Origin of the sequence: Acinetobacter sp. SwsAc5 (assembly GCF_013391485.1) — a bacterium.
GTDB classification, from domain to species: domain Bacteria; phylum Pseudomonadota; class Gammaproteobacteria; order Pseudomonadales; family Moraxellaceae; genus Acinetobacter; species Acinetobacter towneri.
Genome location: NZ_JACAXD010000038.1, coordinates 1 through 18,594 on the forward strand (window position 1 = coordinate 1; position 18,594 = coordinate 18,594).

12 protein-coding genes and 4 pseudogenes are annotated in these 18,594 nt (G+C 41.0%); 2 read left to right on the top strand and 14 right to left on the bottom strand.

The window, feature by feature from the left end:
- Positions 1 to 126 precede the first annotated feature (126 nt).
- Positions 127 to 597: pseudogene (locus HYG89_RS14835) on the bottom strand (integrase); the annotation flags it as partial.
- Positions 598 to 730: 133 nt separating this feature from the next.
- On the opposite strand from HYG89_RS14835, the gene dusA reads away from it, so the two are divergent.
- Complete coding sequence (gene dusA, locus HYG89_RS14840) at positions 731 to 1,762, top strand: tRNA dihydrouridine(20/20a) synthase DusA (protein WP_178868201.1); 1,032 nt, start codon at positions 731 to 733, stop codon at positions 1,760 to 1,762.
- A gap of 64 nt (positions 1,763 to 1,826) precedes the next feature.
- On the opposite strand, the gene HYG89_RS14845 is transcribed toward dusA, so the two are convergent.
- From HYG89_RS14845 to HYG89_RS14905, 13 genes and pseudogenes are all read right to left on the bottom strand, one after another.
- A complete protein-coding gene (locus HYG89_RS14845) occupies positions 1,827 to 2,600 on the bottom strand; it encodes a ThiF family adenylyltransferase (protein ID WP_178868204.1) in 774 nt (257 codons plus the stop codon).
- Between the two features lie 68 nt (positions 2,601 to 2,668).
- Positions 2,669 to 3,493 (bottom strand): TatD family hydrolase, encoded by an 825-nt coding sequence (locus HYG89_RS14850; protein WP_178868206.1) that lies wholly within the window; start codon positions 3,491 to 3,493, stop codon positions 2,669 to 2,671.
- A 1-nt stretch (position 3,494) separates the two neighbouring features.
- Positions 3,495 to 4,514, bottom strand: a complete 1,020-nt coding sequence (locus HYG89_RS14855; RefSeq protein WP_178868208.1) for an RsiV family protein — start codon at positions 4,512 to 4,514, stop codon at positions 3,495 to 3,497.
- A 49-nt stretch (positions 4,515 to 4,563) separates the two neighbouring features.
- Complete coding sequence (locus tag HYG89_RS14860; protein ID WP_096901395.1) at positions 4,564 to 5,379, bottom strand: hypothetical protein; 816 nt, start codon at positions 5,377 to 5,379, stop codon at positions 4,564 to 4,566.
- Between the two features lie 163 nt (positions 5,380 to 5,542).
- Positions 5,543 to 7,132 (bottom strand): peptide chain release factor 3, encoded by a 1,590-nt coding sequence (locus tag HYG89_RS14865; RefSeq protein ID WP_178868210.1) that lies wholly within the window; start codon positions 7,130 to 7,132, stop codon positions 5,543 to 5,545.
- A 387-nt stretch (positions 7,133 to 7,519) separates the two neighbouring features.
- Complete coding sequence (locus HYG89_RS14870) at positions 7,520 to 10,531, bottom strand: type III restriction-modification system endonuclease (RefSeq protein WP_178868212.1); 3,012 nt, start codon at positions 10,529 to 10,531, stop codon at positions 7,520 to 7,522.
- A 1-nt stretch (position 10,532) separates the two neighbouring features.
- The gene (locus HYG89_RS14875; RefSeq protein WP_218644974.1) at positions 10,533 to 12,434 is read right to left on the bottom strand and encodes a site-specific DNA-methyltransferase; all 1,902 of its coding nucleotides are present in this window, start codon (positions 12,432 to 12,434) and stop codon (positions 10,533 to 10,535) included.
- A gap of 16 nt (positions 12,435 to 12,450) precedes the next feature.
- The gene (locus HYG89_RS14880) at positions 12,451 to 13,242 is read right to left on the bottom strand and encodes a DUF4391 domain-containing protein (RefSeq protein WP_178868213.1); all 792 of its coding nucleotides are present in this window, start codon (positions 13,240 to 13,242) and stop codon (positions 12,451 to 12,453) included.
- A complete protein-coding gene (locus HYG89_RS14885) occupies positions 13,235 to 16,492 on the bottom strand; it encodes a helicase-related protein (protein WP_178868214.1) in 3,258 nt (1,085 codons plus the stop codon). Before HYG89_RS14885 ends, HYG89_RS14880 begins: the two co-directional genes overlap by 8 nt.
- An 11-nt stretch (positions 16,493 to 16,503) precedes the next feature.
- Positions 16,504 to 16,686, bottom strand: a complete 183-nt coding sequence (locus HYG89_RS14890; protein WP_178868215.1) for a helix-turn-helix domain-containing protein — start codon at positions 16,684 to 16,686, stop codon at positions 16,504 to 16,506.
- Between the two features lie 233 nt (positions 16,687 to 16,919).
- A pseudogene (locus tag HYG89_RS14895) lies at positions 16,920 to 17,510 on the bottom strand (hydrolase or metal-binding protein); the annotation flags it as partial.
- 96 nt (positions 17,511 to 17,606) lie between these two features.
- A pseudogene (locus tag HYG89_RS14900) lies at positions 17,607 to 17,768 on the bottom strand (YqaJ viral recombinase family protein); the annotation flags it as partial.
- A gap of 199 nt (positions 17,769 to 17,967) precedes the next feature.
- Positions 17,968 to 18,111, bottom strand: coding sequence for a hypothetical protein (locus HYG89_RS14905; RefSeq protein WP_178868199.1), 144 nt, complete (start codon positions 18,109 to 18,111; stop codon positions 17,968 to 17,970).
- Between HYG89_RS14905 and HYG89_RS14910 the strand changes: the two are divergent.
- A pseudogene (locus HYG89_RS14910) lies at positions 18,098 to 18,229 on the top strand (IS5/IS1182 family transposase); the annotation flags it as partial. The gene HYG89_RS14905 and the pseudogene HYG89_RS14910 overlap by 14 nt on opposite strands.
- Positions 18,230 to 18,594 lie beyond the last annotated feature (365 nt).

The following is an 18,594-nucleotide window of genomic DNA, read 5'->3' on the forward strand; positions in this document are numbered from 1 at the left end:
TCGTTTGAAGGATAAAAAAAGAATTGGGATTCAGCCCCAGGTTGAAACTTAATACGAGATCAAAGGGGTCAATTTTACTTTGCCATTTGTAAGGTAAAAGGGGTCAATTTTAGAATGCCGTTGACACCACATAACAGCAGCATGAGAAAGAACACCTCTGATATGTAAAAGCTCATGTTGCAGTGTACTAGTCGCAATAGGTTCAAGATCGAGGTACGGAATTCCACCCTTCCTTATAGCCACATGCTCGGCCAAATGTACTGATTTTATTTTTGTGATAATATTGCGCGCAATTGGTAGCTTCTTAATTAAGAGCAGAGAATAGCGTTTCGTCCTTCCGTACTCGCTCCCGACTTCATCCAAATATTTATCTATGGCATCTGATAAGGTCAGATCAATCAACTTTTCTTTGCCAAGCAAAATATCAGGATTTTCTTGAATTTCGACTTCTCGTTTCTTAATCCAGTTTTCAGCTAATTTCTTTGAGTGAAATGTTTTACTTTCAGAAAAAGCAGGAAAGCCCTTTCGAGTGATTCGAATCGCAGCACGATAGTTAACTTTACCATCTGCACCTTTCCTTGCTGTAATTGATCCCATAATTTACACCACAACATGTTTTTTCCATTATGGTGTAAAATTTGGTGTAAATGCAAACCGATTAACCCACCTAAACACTGGTTAAAACAGATTCGCGCAGGTTGCGAAATATAGTTTAAAGGTATGATTTTTAATGACTATTAACAAAAACACTGAAAACACTCAATCTCCGCGAATCAGTGTTGCCCCGATGATGGATTGGACTACCCGCGATTACCGTTTTTTTGCACGTTTATTTAACCCCAATATCATTCTGTATACTGAAATGGTAACCACTGGCGCAATTTTATTTGGTGATGCCAAGCGCCATTTAGATTACAGCAAAGAAGAACATCCTATTGTCTTGCAGTTGGGTGGTTCAAATCCGAAAGACCTTGCGACCTGCAGTAAAATGGCACAAGACTGGGGTTATGATGAAATCAACCTGAACGTTGGCTGCCCAAGTGATCGAGTACAAAACAATAAAATTGGTGCATGTTTAATGGCAGAACCAGACTTGGTTGCAGAGTGTATTGCCGCCATGCGTCAATCGGTTGATATTCCTGTGACCGTAAAACATCGCATCGGGATTGATGACATGCACTCTTATGCAGAGATGCTGCATTTTGTGGATACTGTGGCTCAAACAGGTTGCAATAACTTTATCGTGCATGCCCGAATTGCCTTATTACAAGGTTTATCGCCTAAAGAAAACCGCGAAGTTCCGCCTCTGCGTTATGAGGATGTGTATCGCCTAAAACAAGACCGCCCCGAATTGTTAATTGAAATTAATGGTGGAATTAAAACGTTTGCCGAAACCCAACAACACCTCCGGCATGTCGATGGGGTGATGATTGGTCGTGAAGCCTATCACAACCCATATTTACTGGCAGAGCTTGGGCAGTTGTGGGGGCTAGAATTGCCTGACCGTTTTGAAATTATGCAGCGCATGTTGCCGTATATTGAACAACGTCTACAACAAGGTGCGCCACTTTCTGTCATTACCCGCCATATTTTGGGTTTATTCCAAAATCTACCTGGTGCACGTAAATGGCGTCAGGCACTAAGTGGCGGCAATGCCAAAACATTTGCCGATGTAGAACAAGCTCTTGTCAACATTCAAGCGGCAATGCAGCGTACGGAAGACTATTTAAAAGAGCAGCAGCTACAACGACCTACTGAATAAAGTCATTCGCGATGTGCAAAATCAAAGAATTTTTTTTATGAGCCATGCCTCGCATGGCTTTGATTTATATATTTTTAGCCTGTAAAACATCCAACTTTTTCAATACTTCTGCCACAGCTACCATCGCAAAACTGGACGTGACCACCACTGCCGAACCATAGCCGCCACAGCGCAAACCTGCGCTTGGACAAACATCGGCACTGGAAAATGGATTGTCGATGGAATACACACAGGTAATCCCAAACTTTTCTTTTGGCTTTTTACAAATACCTTTGCTGCGTAATTGGGCGCGTAATTTGGCCAGCATTGGGTCTTGTTCGGTTTTAGATAAATCTGCCACTCGAATTTTCAACGGATCAAGTTTGCCACCTGCACCACCCGAAACAATCAGTGGAATCTTGTTAAAACGACAATGCAGCATCAACGCTAGTTTAGCTTTTACGTCATCAATGCAATCTAAAATCAAATCAGGTGCAGTCGCCAATAACGCTTTGACGTTATCTGGACTGAGGTAATCATCGACCAAATTAATTTTGATACGTGGATTAATGGCGCGACAACGCTCTGCCATGACATTAATTTTTTCATGCCCCAAGGTTGAGCTCATGGCAGGCAATTGACGGTTAATGTTAGATGCTGCGACCACATCCATATCCACCAATGTCAGCTCGCCGATACCCGTACGTGCCAACGCCTCAACCGCCCAAGAGCCGACACCGCCAATTCCTATCACCATGACATGACTTTGGGCATAATGCTGAAAAGCACTGTCGCCATAAATTTTGGCCACACCTGCAAAACGGCGTTCATATTCATCATCTTGAAGAAGATCTGTCATGCTGCAATCAAATTTAATTTCAAAGTGTGGGCATTTTACTGCGTTTCGCAGACTTCGTGTTGTTTCATCTAAAGTTTAGGCAGGTCTAATACTTGAACACTATTCTGCCAAAGCTGTGCGGCTAAAGTCTGCGGTGCAATATCTAAACAATCCGCCAAACCTTCAAGCACATAAATCAGGTTCGCAGGGGTATTTCGGGTTCGTGATTGAGTATCTGTCTGACAACATAAAGGCGTCATATCGGGACAGTCGGTTTCCAAAACCAAATGTTCAGCACCAATTTCCTGCACAACACGGCGCAGTTTTTTTGCATTGGGATTGGTAATCTGCCCTGTCACACCAATTTTAAAACCCAATTTGATCAGTGCTTTGGCTTCTTCCACCCCACCGCTAAAAGCATGTGCGATGCCACCAAACTGAAATTGTTGCTGTTTGAGTGTTTTTAAGGTTTCGGCATGGGCCTTACGAATATGTAGCAGTACAGGTTTATGTCGATGGCGTGCGATTTCCAATTGTGCAGCAAAAAAATCTTGCTGCTTTTGAAACGCTTCAGGCTGTTTATGTTCAGCCAAAAAAGTATCTAAGCCAATTTCACCCACAGCGACACAATGCTGTTGTTGCAAAAACTGTTCTAAATCTTGTAGATGTTGGTCTTGATGCTGTTCGATATAAAAAGGATGCAAGCCTGGTGCAAGATGACTTTGTGGCACATGCTCAAGTTGGTTTAAAAACTGTTGTGTAGCGATTAAATCTTGAAAACGTGATTGTACAAAGCCAATCAGTACCAAATGTTCTACGCCCGCCACCTTTGCCGCATACGCCAATTGTTCCCGATCTGAGTCAAAATCAGGTACATCAAAATGGGTATGCGTATCAAACAGCGCAATGCTCATCTTAAGACTTCGCTTTGGTTGTTGTGTTTGCTGCACTTACTTCGGCAGGTTTTGCGGTTGCTTCAGAGGCTGCTTCTGTTACAGGCAAATACGCAGCTTTTAAAATTCCCTGCAGTTCTGCATACGGAATGGTTAAGCGCGGTAAACCAACGACATAAGGGCCGATTTCATATTCTGCATATTGCAAAATTAACCCCTGTTGACCTAAATAGTAATTTTCCGACAGCTTAAATTTCCACGCTTGTTCATATTCTTGCACATTGGTGGAAAGTTCAGATGTGATGACCCATTGTTTAAATGCTTCGTAGGCTTTGCGCTCCAATTGTGGACGCTGCTTCTCTAACAGAATGTCATTTAACAATACTAATTTTTTCTGTTCTAAATCAAAATTATAGTATTGCTGTGCCGATGCACCATGCGCTCCGCCCAAATAACTACTGCTATTCAGTACCACGGTTGCCAAAGGCTGATCTGCATTCAAAATTTTAGGCTTAATCATCAAACTGATTTTATGATTTGAGCTTAAAGCTTTCAGTTCCTGATCAAGTACCAAAAAGCTTTGCACATAAGGCACAGTTTGTTTTTCTAATTTTTGCGCCAAAGTTTCCACTTGTGCAATGGCTGCTGCAGTGGGGTTGCTGGCAGGTGCATCTGCAGCACTGGCTGCTGTATTTTCACTGGCTGCATTCTCAACTGCTATAGCCTCAGAAGCCGCCTGCTGTGGTGCAATTTCTAAAATTTGTGCCAATTCTTGAATAATTTTCTGATCAATAAAATGGTCGATAAAGGCCTGATTACTATTCAAACGCTCAATTGAAATTTCAGGGCAGTTATTCCCTTCACATTTAGGCAACGACAAATTCAGTTTTTCAGTATCCCCGACCAGTTTTAAGCTTTGTTGTTCCGCCTGCGTCTGCTCTGGCTCGACTGTTTCTGGTTCGGTTTTCTTTGGCTGACATGCAGTAATCCCTAGCGTTGTAATTAAAATACTGATCGCCAAAATACTTTTATTTTTCAACATGAATCCAACCTTGATTTCATCTATTTTTGCTTGTCACCGTACTCACCTACTAAAACATAGATGGATAGATGTCTGCTTTTAAAACTTGTTGTGTTTGTGCTTTGCTTAGGTAAATATCTAACTGCGTGCCATCTTTGACAATTTCATGGGTGCGATAATGCAATCCTAAGCCCTGATCATCAAAAAACCAATCTGCCTGCCCCCAGTATAATTTGGCAGGTGCTGCTTTTTGCACGTCACTGCTTTGTGTTTTGAGCCAATCCTGATAGGCCTGCTGTACAAAAGTATTCATACGGGTTTGTTGTTTGGCATCAATCACATCTAAAACAGACAAGGCTTTTTGCTGCTTCCGATCTGCCACAAAGAAATAATAGCGTTCTTTGACCTGCGTGCCTTCCTGTTTGCTATCTACCCCGACTTGCAACAAAACATATTGATTGCGTTGATATGCCATACGGGTGTACATCGCCAATTCATAAGCTTTATTTTGATCTAATTGTGCCTGCCAAGCATCGGATTTTTTCACATAGGCATCTACGGCTTGCTGCAAACTCATGTTTTGTTTTAAGCCAATTTGATCTTGAATCACCATGGCCTGATTTTTTGCAATCCAACTGTTGAGCCATGTATCTTGGGTATTTAAAGTTTGTACCTCTAATTCAATGCAGTTTTTATTTTCACAAAATGGCAAGGCAATTTCTGCTGCCTGTTGCTTGATATTCAAATACGGTAAAACATCCGCTTGATCTTTCTGAAAAATAGACGTTTGCTCATCTGAGTTTTGATCTTGTTTAGATGAGTCACAGGCGCTAAGCAAAACCATCCCGCTCAAAATTGCACCCAGATAAACCGATTTTTGCTGCATGATTTCCCCAATTCACTTATCAAAAATAATCTTTAATCTTTTACCGCCCCCATAATAAAACAGCTTCCTAAAGAAGCTGTTTTAATTTTGAAACTTTTAGCCACGCTGAACATTCATCTACGCTACGCTGATCGCACCTGCCAGATCAAACATTAGCAACGGCTTAGTGCTCGCGCGTGTTTCTAAACTCAATGTCAGGGTAACGCTCTTGCATTAACTGTAAATTCACACGGCTTGGCGCGAGATAAGTTAAGTGACCACCACCATCGACAGACAACTGATCGTGGGCTTTTTTCTTAAATTCGTTAAACTTTTTCTCATCGGCACAAGACACCCAGCGTACCGTGTTGATGCTGACAGGCTCGTAAATACAATCGACTTTGTATTCTTCTTTCAGGCGATAGGCGACGACTTCAAACTGTAGCACACCAACAGCACCTACGATTAAATCATTGCTGTTTTGTGGCATAAAGACTTGCGTTGCACCTTCTTCTGAAAGCTCTTTAAGGCCTTTTTGCAGCTGTTTGGACTTCAATGGGTCTTTCAAGCGTACACGACGGAACATTTCAGGTGCGAAGTGCGGAATCCCTGTAAATTGCAACTTTTCACCCGAAGTGAAGGTATCGCCAATTTGAATCGTCCCGTGGTTATGTAGACCAATAATGTCGCCCGGCCAAGCTTCTTCGAGGTGCTGACGGTCACCTGCCAAGAAGGTCAAGGCATCGCTGATACGTACATCTTTATCAATACGTACATGCTTCATTTTTAAGCCTTTTTCATACTTGCCTGAACAGATTCGCATGAAAGCAATACGGTCACGGTGCTTCGGATCCATATTGGCCTGAATTTTAAAAACAAAACCACTAAAGCCTTCTTCATTGGCTTCTACAATACGGTCTTGAGTTGGATGTGCTTTTGGCGGCGGCGCATATTCACTGAATGCATTCAATACATGATCTACACCGAAGTTACCCAAAGCAGTACCAAATAGCACTGGTGTTTGACGACCCGCTAAAAACTCTTCACGGTCTAAAGGCTCATTCGCCATTTGTACCAACTCAAGTGATTCTTCAAATGCCGCCCATGCCAATTCACCTACTTTTTCACGTAAATCTGCATGGTTATAGCCATCACGTACTTCAATTTCAGGAATGGTTGAACCAAAACCTGATTTGTACACATAAAACTTTTCTTCGATGAGGTTAAACACCCCTGCGAAATCACGCCCTGTACCCATTGGCCAAGTGATTGGCACACACTTAATTTTGAGGACATTTTCAATTTCATCCAACAACTCTAATGGTTCACGAATTTCGCGGTCCATTTTGTTGACGAATGAAATGATGGGTGTGTCACGCATACGACACACATCCATTAATTTAATGGTACGGTCTTCGACACCTTTCGCACCATCAATCACCATCAGTGCAGAGTCCACCGCAGTTAGAGTGCGGTAAGTATCTTCAGAGAAATCTTCGTGCCCTGGGGTATCGAGCAGGTTAATCATTTTGTCTTTATACGGGAATTGCATCACCGAAGTTGTAATGGAAATACCACGTTCTTTTTCCATTTCCATCCAGTCAGATGTTGCGCCACGATCTGACTTACGGCTTTTTACCATCCCTGCAACTTGAATGGCTTGTCCCCATAACAGCAGTTTTTCTGTCATGGTGGTTTTACCAGCATCGGGGTGGGAAATAATAGCAAAAGTTCTGCGAGCCGCTACTTCTCTAGCTAATTGATCTTTAAACATAAGGGAAATCTTCAATATGTACACAGTTTTGTACACACTTGTGAATGTGTATCAAGCCAGTGAAGTGATAACTTAAAATTGGCGTAATTGTAGCAGATTTATAGTTCTTGTATTTGTGTCTCGATTCTTAAAAGTTAGTGATTTTCCATAGAAGTATTTACTAAAGTCCAAAAATAGTTGCTTGCATATTTCAATACTATATCAACTTGCACACTTCCATCATCCTCCTGACTTACTAGGAGTCATAAAAACTTTAAGTATGAATATTCGAAAGCTATAACAATATGATTTCTTAATTTATTTCTATAAACTTTAAGTCCTCACTAATTAAGTGAGGACTTAAATAAATATTATATTATTGATTAGTAATTACTTTTAACAACCAACTTAGACATATTCCCCCGAAAAATCGTCAAATGATTTTGTAAAAGTGAATTCAACATCATTACCAAGCGCTTTGAAATGTTCTTTACCACATGCAATTTTGGCTGTTTCGATTGGGCGAAGGGCATCAGTGAATAGCGTACTCTTGGTTTCAACCACGAAATAAAGCTTCTCTTTTCCATCCACTTCAATAAGAACTGCCCAATCCGGATTATAAGTTCCTAATGGAGTATCGATTTTGAACCAATCCGGAAGCTTTGCATAAAGCTTGATATCATCACTTCGCTCAAATGCATTCGCAAATTCCAGCTCAATATCAGAGTCGTACACCACATAATCAAAAACCGACTTTTGACTTTCGGCCATGTTTTTCTGGAGATAGCCAAACAATTCGTTATCACTGAATAACTCTTGTGCATAAAACTGATCATCACCAATTTTGTGATACTGGATTCCATCGACCATAAAGAGACGCATCTGGTGCTGAATAATGGTTGCGACCTGTTCGATGAATTTTTGTGGATTGTTTTTAAAAGATTCTAGGCGGCCACTTTCCTTGATGATTTTAACAATTGTGCGACGAGTCAGATTAGTTTCGTTCTGAAGATAGGTAATTAAATCCGGCAGTTCAAATGAACGTGATTCATAGACGCTGGCTGTTTCCTGAATCTGCTCTGTATGAACACCACCACGGTTAATCTCGGTTTTAGCCTTGCGATAGATAAAACGGGCTTTACCGACCTGTAGGTTGGACTTAATCTCTTCCGCGCATTTTGAGATCAGTGCATCTACGTCAAAATCTACTCGGAAAGTCGTTTTATATTTGATCCGATCCCACAGTTCTTTAAACTCAGGGCTTAAAAATACCGCTTTATTCAGTGACACTTTTTTCTTGTCATCTCGGTTTTTGATATTAAGGTTACCGGAAACTTTCTTCAGCACTGCAGCAATTTGTGGTGTGTGTGCCTTGAATTCTTCCGGCAAATTGAGATCACCACTTTTCAATGCAGTTTTCAGAGAATCCTGAACTTTACCCTTGATATCAATATATCCAGTTGCTTGCAGATGTTCCCAAAGCTTTTTGGAGGCATCAACACCAAGATACTCATGACTGTATTCATCGACTGGAACTACAATATTGGCAAAGAGATGGTGTTCTACTACACCGAATTTAATCCCTTCTTCTTGCTCGATTTCTTTCTGCAGTTTCTCCGCGAATTGCTCATAAGACTCATTGGCCATCACAGTCAGTGTATTAACCTCAAAGCCATGAACCCGCTCACCATCTTGATTGACACAGATTCGTAGACCACGACCAATTTCTTGGCGTTTTTTGATTACGGAATTAGTTTCATTCAGCGTACAGATCTGGAAGACGTTAGGGTTGTCCCAACCTTCTCGCAATGCTGAGTGTGAGAAAATAAATTTTAGCTTGGAATCAAAACTAAGCAGCTTTTCCTTGTCTTTCATGATCAGGTTATAGGCACCTTCATCTGCAGCTGTTGTGCCGGATGTATCCTTCACCATTTCATTACCAGACGAGTCTTTCTTTTTATCAATGGCGAAGTAGCCGTTATGAACACCATCAGCAGCAGTATCTAGATCTACTCCCTCAAAGAGCTGATTGTATTTAGGCTTGCGTATAGCTTTGGCATATTCCTCTTCAAACATCAGAGCAAATTTACCTTTCTGAGCATTTCCTTCTTCATCGTACCAGCGATAGTTGGCCACCTTATCGATGAAGAACAAGCTCAATACTTTGATACCCTGAGGACGCAAGCGCATCTCTTTATCCAGATGCTCCTCAATGGTCTTTCGGATTTGCAGGCGCTTATACTCATCAGGATCAACCTCTCCAATCGCCTGGCCCAGCTTTAAAATATCAGGTTTGCTAGTAAAGCTGATGTACTCGTTGCCTTGCTCACAATAGATATCCTCAACGATATAGCCATCATAAATATCACGACCACCACTGTATTTAGCATCCAGCAGGTCAGCACCACTGGTGACTGTAACGGTTTTCGCTTTAATGCTGCCATCTTTTAAGCGCCCGTGAATTTCTATTTTTGCACTAATCGGACTTTTCTTGTTATCCACGCTTAATAGCTTGATATAGGCTTGGTTGTGACCATCCTTGACCTCAACCCCCGCTACCTCAATCTGCTTCACCAGCTTTTGCTCATAAGCATCTACTGAATCCAATTTGTAGAGCATGTGATGCTTTTCCACGTGGGTAGCAGAATAGCGCATGGTGCACATCGGGTTCAGCGAGGCAATCGCTTCTTTACTTTTGTCCGTGGTATCTACACTTTGAGGTTCATCGATAATTACAATAGGGTTGGTTTGCTGGATAAACTCAATCGGTTTAGCCCCAGTCATGCGGTCGTGAGCCCTGTGAATAATATTGGCTTTATTTTCTTGCTCAGGGTCATTGAAGCTTTTACGGAAAGCATCAATGTTAATCACCATGATCTGGATATCAGGACTGGTCGCAAAATTTCTTACATCTGACAGCTTGCTAGAATCATAGGTAAAATAATCAAAAGCAACGTTTTCATACAGCTCTTTAAAATGGGTCGCAGTGATTTCTAATGACTTCTGAACACCTTCTTTAATTGCAATCGAAGGTACTACGATAATGAACTTGGTAAAGCCATACAGGCGGTTCATTTCAAAGATAGTACGCAGATAAACATAAGTTTTACCGGTACCAGTCTCCATTTCAACGGTCAAGTGTATGCCGCCTTTTGAGTCGAATGATTCAGAGGGTGCTAAGCCATTTTTCAGCTGAATTTTGCGGATATTGGCATGGATATCTTCATCCAATAATCTTAGGCGATTACCAATACCTAAACTGTTTTCTTCTTTTCCATAAAACAGTGAACCTTCTTCCCAAGACTGCAATGATGCAACGGTAAAATTAGTCTGACAAATTTCTTGTCCAGAAAACACACTGGTTACCGATTCTATGGCTTGTGCTTGGTAATCAAGATTCGCATCGAATTGGATCTTCATGTTACAGGCTCCTTACATCTTCGATGCCAACCTGCTTCAGAATCTGAACTGCATTGGTTTTAACAACATCATCGGCGAAGCCTGAGTCTTTAAATACCACCCGCATAATTTCCGGGTTAAGCTCTTCCTTCAATTTGGCAATGCCTTCGACTACTTCAAGGGAAATATCATCCGACAGACAGATCATCAGCGCGCCCATACCAATATCAAATACTTTTTGGCCAGCCACACTGTGCTCAGTAATCGGTAAGGTTAGGTCCAGGCCGTACTTCAGCAGCACCTCGTAGAGCACATCTTCTTCTTTACGGCCATGCTTGATATTGGATATTTGATCCTCCAGATCCTGCTCCGTCAGATCAAAATCCAGCTCCCAAGGCTTGATATTAGTGGAGTCGAGTTTGAAGACTTTAAAACCGAGGTCGCCTTGGTAATCAGGGTTTTCTTCTTTGATTTTGGCAGCAGCGCGACGGATGCGTTCTTTGCTGATTTCGGCAATGGTCTTGTAGCCATCAGAAATGGCATCTGCTTTAGAGTCACATGCTTCTGGTAGCTGAACTAAGACGAATCTATTGTTAGTGCCATTTTCTAGGTTTTTGTTGAGCACAGCATGCCCAGTCGTTCCAGAGCCCGCAAAAAAATCACAAACAATGTCAGAATTTCCTGACCCTACATCAAGCAAGGCCTCAATAAGCCCCCTGGGTTTTGGGAAGTCAAAGTAGTTCTTCCCTAAAAGAGCGGCAATCTCATTACCACCTTGTTTGGTAGTAAAGCCTTCTATAATAGATTTAGGGTGAACTGTTCCTTTCTGTTTTTCATATTGCAGAACGCCATTACCCTTAAAAAAGAATCTATTAACTTTTTGACCTTTTTGGTCAAACACGTCATGGCCATCAATCCAGCCTTCAATCATATCCTTCATTGTCCATGCAGCTTCAATAGTGACTTCTGATGCCAACTTCCCGTTTTTCGATTCAAAAACACCTTCAATAATTTTAACAGGCTCTCCGCCTCCAAACTCAGACGGAAACACTTTGTCTTCAGACTCGAAGTCTATACCTGCCGGAAATGTTATAGACGAAACAGGATTTTTTATGGTTGGCCTTTTAATAGCCCTATCCGATATTTTTGCTTCACCTGTAAATTCAAACAATGGCAATTTTGGTTTATCCTTTGCAAAACAAAGAATATATTCGTGTTCATTGGTAAAGTGTGCTGCGGCTGTTCTTCCGCTTTTCCAAACCAGCTCTGAAACAAAATTCTCTTCTCCAAATATTTCAGAGCAAAGCTTTCTGAGATTATCAATTTCATTGTCATCAATACTGATAAAAATAACTCCATCATCCTTCAGCAGGTTTCGGGCAAGCTTCAGCCGTGGATACATCATATTTAACCAATCAGTATGATAGCGTCCACTGGTTTCCGGGTTGCTGGATAAGCTTAGACCTTCACTATCAACCTGGCCGGTAATTTCTTTATAGTTTCTAATATTGTCTTTAAAGTTATCTTTATAAACAAAGTCGCTCCCCGTGTTATACGGTGGGTCGATATAGATCATTTTGACTTTTTTGTGATAGCTCTTTTGTAAGAGTTTAAGTACCTCTAAGTTATCGCCCTCAATGAAAAGATTTTTTGTGGTTTCCCAATCAACAGACTCATCTTTGCAAGGGCGCAAGGTTCCAGCACTTGATGTTTGAGCAATCATCCGGGCTTTGCTTTTACCATTCCAGGTAAAGCTGTAACGTTCTTCACGCCCATCGACATATTCACCCAGCACTTCTTTTAATGCTTCAAAATCTACCTTGCCTTCAGTGAAAGCCTCTGGGAACAGCTCTTTAAGCTTGCTCACATTTTCAGCCACGATATCCATTGTTTTACTGTCCATTTCTGGAATAATTTTTCCCACGATTCAACCTCTGTGATTACAAGCATTCAGTGAGTTGTTTGAGTGCTTGTTCATGTTTTTTAATTTGAGTATTTAGTTCAACCTGCTGGTTAAACGCTGCTTGTTTAATCTGTCCACGTAATTTTTTAATCTCTAACTGTATCTGTTGATACTGTTGCAGATTTTCACGCTGTTGCTGACTTTTATCAGCATCTTGTCCCAGGTGATATCTACCTGTTATTTCGGCACATTTAAGAGAAATTACTCGATGGCTCAAGGCCTGATAAACTTGCCAAAAGTTCGAAAATGGTAACGTAGCTAGCTGCAAGCTGTTTAAGAAAGCCTGATTTACCTCAGTACTCTCATCCAGTACCAGCCATGGGGCTAAAAGCTGTTCTTCTATCACCCACTTTTCTTTATCGGCTTTATTTAATCTTTTATCTGCCAAGCACAAGGCAAGATATTCTTTGCCTTCTTGATTTGCGGTAAAGAAAATGATCAACGGGTAAGGAATGGCACGATTGATAAAATGAGCAATTCGTTCAGCATGCTTTGTTTCATTGATCTCGACATGCAACACTGCCAATTCGCTATAGTCACGCAGCTCATCGCTGTAAGGCGCTATATTGATCGTGCTAGGCTTTAAAGTGTATAACCAGCGAATCTTTTCCACATTGTCTTTCAGGGCTTTTTTGTCTTTGGCATCAAGCTCGGTATGTTCAAGAAACATCTTTTTGTACAATGGCTTGTTAAGCAAGCAACTGTCCGGCACACCAAGTGTGTTCAAGAATGCCTCAAAGTGGGGTAGCCCGATATTTAACTCAGCCATTTGAACCCCCACCTGATACTCCAATGACTTTTTCTGCTTCTGCCAAAATCAAATAAGAGACCACGATAAAGTCCTCGATGCCCTGACTGGAAGTTGCACTAAGTACCGTTCCACCTTTAGTGAATAGGCTTTCAATGCCTTTCTCTTCGCTTTTACCAGCAATACTGTCAACTGCAGTAGCAAGCAGGTGTTGATAATGTGCCATATCCCTTCCCTGACGGGTAAGACTATTCACTACTGAAATGGCTGCCTGATCCGGTACGCTATGGGTAAATGCCTGACGTTTAAGTAAATCTAGTATTTTCTTACTTTGGGTAAAGTTGAGCTCAACGACAGCATCATCTACCACATACACCAAAAAGTATGGTGCCAATGGGTAGTTTTCATCAACCTGAATGGCTTCTTTACCATTGCGGATATTCTTTAAACAAAAGATTACACCTGGTTTAATACCATCTTCGGCAAGATCAGCATCAATGCTAACAGCTGAATACAGGCCAAATGGAGCTTGCTCCAATAGAGTAAGGTTACCCGCTTTCCCCATATAACTCGACAGATCCATACGGAAGTCATTTAGGGTCAAGTCGGTAATCGAAATACCACCTCTCATATCTTCCAGATCAACTACTACATCTTTCAATTGCTGGAGTTGTTTACGACGGTACTCTAAGTCATTCATCTCTGTGGTACTTTCATCGATGACGTTCTCTTCGCCAGTAGCGGAGATATCCAACAACACCATTCGCCCAGAGACCCTTGCCTCTAGATTTATGTATTCATCTAGTTCCATATTAGGCCAGAAGTTAATCAACTGAATCTGATTGTTCTTACTACCTAAGCGATCAACTCGGCCAAAGCGCTGGATAATGCGCACTGGGTTCCAATGAATATCGTAGTTAATCAAGGTATCGCAATCCTGAAGGTTTTGACCTTCACTAATACAGTCAGTGGCAATCAGCAAATCCAATTCAGTCGTCGCTTCAGGATCAATTTTATGTCGCTCTTTGGATACAGGAGAAAAAGCAGTGAGTATGCTATTGAGATCAGACCCAAATCCAGTAATCGTAGTTTTATTCGTTCCGCCGCCGGTAACTAGTGCACTGTGAATATTCAGTTCTTCTTGTGCCCACTGTGCAAGGTTTCCATAAAGATACTGTGCTGTATCGGCAAAGGCAGTGAAGACGATAACTTTTCTATTACCTGGGTTCAGTGGGTTTTGGATTTTGTTATGAATAGTTTTTTTAAGCAACTCAAGCTTGGCATCTCTGGAGGCTGAAACATTTTTCGCAGTTTCGGCAATGCTCGTCAGGAAGATCTGGTCAGCTTCAAGTTCCTGACGGAAACGGATCAAATCCATATCCTGTAGCAGCACCTTGGTTTTGTTGCCAATCATGAAGGCTTCCAGCTCAGTCAATTCCAACTCAACGTCTTGAATATCTTCAATACTTAGTGCTTCCACCTCTTCGGATTCATGAGCATCGATTTTTGCAAGAAGATGATTTACCTGCTGCAGTAATTTAGTCACTGTAAGCGTAAAAGAATGAATAGAACTCTCCATCCGTTTAAGCAAGTTTACACGCATAAGGTGAATCAAGCTTTCTTCACGGTCTATTTGTTTGAAAACTCCTTTACCTCCACCAACTGCTTGGTCATAACGACGAGCGTATTCTGCTTTTTTGGCATCACGCACAAACTTAAGTGGTGAGTAACCTGCAAGAGATAATCTCCGGATAGTTTTATTCACTTCTTTGAGTGGTGGAAACTCACCAGAAGCATCGATATCAGCATATATATTTTTGGGAGGTAATCGTGTCGGGAAACTACCGATATCCGCTGTACCGTAATATTTTTCAATGTGTTTACGCGAACGAGCAATAGTAACAATATCAAGAAGCTTGAAGTAGTCAAAGCTCATGATATCCAGCAAAGATGCAGTCGTACGGTTTGCTGCTGGCTCCTTCACCCATTGATTAAACTGCATTTGAGCAAGTCGCAAAGTAGAATCAATATTCTTAATCCCATGATCAATAAAAGCATCATCACGACCTTCAGTGATAAATGCGACCTGATTTTTTAGATCATTCATGCGGTTATTTACTGGTGTAGCCGATAACATAAGTACTTTAGTTTTAACACCAGAACGAATGATGTCATTCATCAATCGCTCATAACGACTTTTTCCTTTTGCCTTACTGGGGGTATTACGAAAATTATGCGATTCATCGATCACAAGAAGATCGTAGTTACCCCAATTAAGGGTTTCCAGGTTAATTTCGCCTGAATAACCTTTAGGGCGAGTTAAATCTGTATGGTTGAGTACATCATAGTTAAACCGATCTGGCGCAAGCAGGTTTCTCTTGTCATTGACCGTGTACATGGTCCAGTTATCACGGAGTTTTTTAGGGCATAACACCAGAACACGATCATTTCGGAGCTCATAATACTTAATCACAGCCAAGGCTTCGAAGGTTTTACCCAAGCCTACGCTATCTGCAATGATACAGCCATTATGTTTTTCAAGTTTATCAATTGCTCCAAGAACACCATCCTTCTGAAATTTATAAAGTTTATTCCATACTAGAGTATCTTTAAAACCTGTTTTACTGCGAATAATGTTTTCTTCATCGATATCTTCAAGGAAGTCTTTAAAGATATGAAAAAGCGTCAGGAAATAGATAAAGCTAGCAGGTTGATCCGCTGCAATGTAATCTAGTTTGGCGATCAGTTCATTTTTAATCTCACGTGCACTATGTGCCTCATTCCAAACACTATCAAACCATGAGAGCAACTGCTTAGTGCTTTCTGTGTCTGAAAGCCCAATATTCATTTGCAAAGTATCTGAACGTACTTCTCCCAGACCAATAGGGGAAAAAGTGGCAGTGCCGTGGATAGCAAAACTTTGATCAATAGAATCGAGATGAATAAGGTTCTGACCGGGCTGATTTATTAGGCTGGCTTTCACATCGACCTTGCTGCTCAACCACTGTGAAAATTCAATCGCTATACGCTTTTGTTGTAACTGATTCAATAATCGCACTTCTGCATCTGTGCCAATCAGTGTCTGTAACGTAGGTATATTCCAATTGGTCAGCAAAATTCGTGCAGAATGAATTTGTTTAAGTTCTTGTTTAAGCGTTGAAAAACCGTATAGAGTAAATAGACTCGATAAGACAGACAACTTCGAGCCATCAAAGATACGCTTTTTGAGTTCATTACCAACGTAGCCACTTGTTTTGTTATCGATTAACACATCTGAGCCCCTTACTGCAGTTTATTATTTTTCTGTTCTTCAATCCATTTTTCTAAATCTTCTCGCTTAAACCTCCAAGAGGTTCCAACCTTGAAAGCTGGGATTTTTGCAGAAGTGGCCATACGATAAACTGTACGCTCGTTGAGTTTTAGATACGATGCGACATCCTTGACTGTCATTATTTGTTCACTCATGCTGATTGCTCATACTTAACAAGTACAGGGTGTAAATTGTCAAAATAATACATAGATGTCTTATCAAGAACAATGTATTCAAACAATATCAAAGATTTCTATAATGAGTTAAATTTGCTGATCTCGATTTTTGAAGTCTGTATCGTGATTGCTAATTAAGCAAAAAAATAAGGAAGCCGAGGCTCCCATATTGCATAGCGATAAAATGCTATTCATACACAGTCTATGCAAACCTAGTTCAGTGACTGTACGGATTGCTTTAAACCCTGCTGAATACCCTGTACAAAACCCTCTCTCTGATTGAGTTTGGGCTTTGCGTTAGTTTTCGGTTCAGGCTGGATTTGCTCAGGTTCATCTTCAGTATAAAACTCCTCTAGCACACCCATACCCTCCTCACTCTGGATTTCAAACTTAGTATTGGCAAAACCTTGCCTGGCCGTAAAATCCACCGCCTCCTGATAAAACCCCGCCTGCTTGCTCTGTTCATCAATTTGCTTCGCCTGAATAATCGCTTCATTCAAGCTAATCCCTTCCCTTAAAGTTAGATCCACGTAATACACTGGCTGACGATAACTCTGTGTCGTACTCTTGCCCCGCAATATCAACTGCAATGGGAGGCAAGACAACAAACCATTTGATGCTGCATGGTAATAACTCAGTCGAGCTGCTAAAGTCCGAATACTGTTAAACCCTGTAGTTCTAAAGATAAAAGTTCCAAATTCATCGGATTCATCCAAGTTCACATGCAAACGCCCATAGGGCTTACAGTTCCCTCCTTGAGCCAATGGACATAAATCAGGCGATGGACATGGATGTTGCTCCAAAGTTAACATGTTGAGCAGTCCAAAAAGACCACTATATTAACCAAGGGGGTCAATTTTCAAATGCTGTTGGGGGGTCATTTTTACATTGCCGCTAACAAGCATCGACATGTAGGGATTCAATCCACATGCGGTTGCGGCATCACTACTGCCAATCCCTTGCTTACGCACTTCTAGCCATTCCTGGTAATCCATATTTTTAGTATTGGCTAAACGTTTCGCGGTCACTGTTCGTTTAGCTACGGTATTTGATTCATTCATCTCATTCGGAATTAGGAAATGAGGGAGTTGAGAGGTATTTATCGGTGCAATCTGATTCATGCTTTGATTCTTATAACTAGTGAGGTCAGTAAAATTTTCGGCATAAAAAAAGCCACATCTGGAGATGTGGCAAAAGGGGTGTTTTCACTGGAGAAGAATCATCTGCATGACTCTTGACCATTATTGTAATAGCACTGGTTTAAATGAAACTTAAACCACTAAGCGCCTGCTCCAGTCCACGCTGCTTTAACGCAGCACCTGCACCAAACCAAGCAGAGTCCAGACGATGATCGGTACTCATGGCACGTCGTTCATGATCCACAAATTCTGTGATGGAACACATCAATAGTCAATTGAAAACATTTAGAATATTAAGTGAACGCTATCGAAATAGACGAAAAAGATTCGGTTTACGCATTAACTTAATCGCTGCACTGGTAAACCGAATTAACTTGCAATAACGACTTTCGCAAGGTCTATTTATTCCTTATTCTTATTTTCAATAAAATAGCACTATAACAAATTTAGTTATTTGTATATAGATTAAGCAAAATTCAATATTATACAATCATTAACTTATTTCTCCCTCATAAACCAATGATGTTATTTTAAATTTCCATAGAAAAATCTAAAAATAATGACATAACCTGTCCATACATCATCACAGTATCTACTTTATAAAACAAGAATATCAACTTGCTCTGTACACGACAAATTTCACAGAACCCTTATCCTATCAGGATTCTGCTTTCTTAAAATTGCCAAAATTTCCTTAAACTCTTCTTTTTTCCCAAAACCAATTAAACGCTGAATCGCCATTTGAACA

Bases quoted from the DNA above. Each gene is read 5' to 3' on its own strand.
- HYG89_RS14860 (WP_096901395.1), bottom strand. From the start codon at position 5,379: ATGCAGCAAAAATCGGTTTATCTGGGTGCAATTTTGAGCGGGATGGTT.
- HYG89_RS14850 (WP_178868206.1), bottom strand. From the start codon at position 3,493: ATGAGCATTGCGCTGTTTGATACGCATACCCATTTTGATGTACCTGAT.
- HYG89_RS14890 (WP_178868215.1), bottom strand. From the start codon at position 16,686: ATGAGTGAACAAATAATGACAGTCAAGGATGTCGCATCGTATCTAAAA.
- HYG89_RS14845 (WP_178868204.1), bottom strand. From the start codon at position 2,600: ATGACAGATCTTCTTCAAGATGATGAATATGAACGCCGTTTTGCAGGT.
- HYG89_RS14905 (WP_178868199.1), bottom strand. From the start codon at position 18,111: ATGTGTTCCATCACAGAATTTGTGGATCATGAACGACGTGCCATGAGT.
- HYG89_RS14855 (WP_178868208.1), bottom strand. From the start codon at position 4,514: ATGTTGAAAAATAAAAGTATTTTGGCGATCAGTATTTTAATTACAACG.
- HYG89_RS14870 (WP_178868212.1), bottom strand. From the start codon at position 10,531: ATGAAGATCCAATTCGATGCGAATCTTGATTACCAAGCACAAGCCATA.
- dusA (WP_178868201.1), top strand. From the start codon at position 731: ATGACTATTAACAAAAACACTGAAAACACTCAATCTCCGCGAATCAGT.
- HYG89_RS14880 (WP_178868213.1), bottom strand. From the start codon at position 13,242: ATGGCTGAGTTAAATATCGGGCTACCCCACTTTGAGGCATTCTTGAAC.
- HYG89_RS14865 (WP_178868210.1), bottom strand. From the start codon at position 7,132: ATGTTTAAAGATCAATTAGCTAGAGAAGTAGCGGCTCGCAGAACTTTT.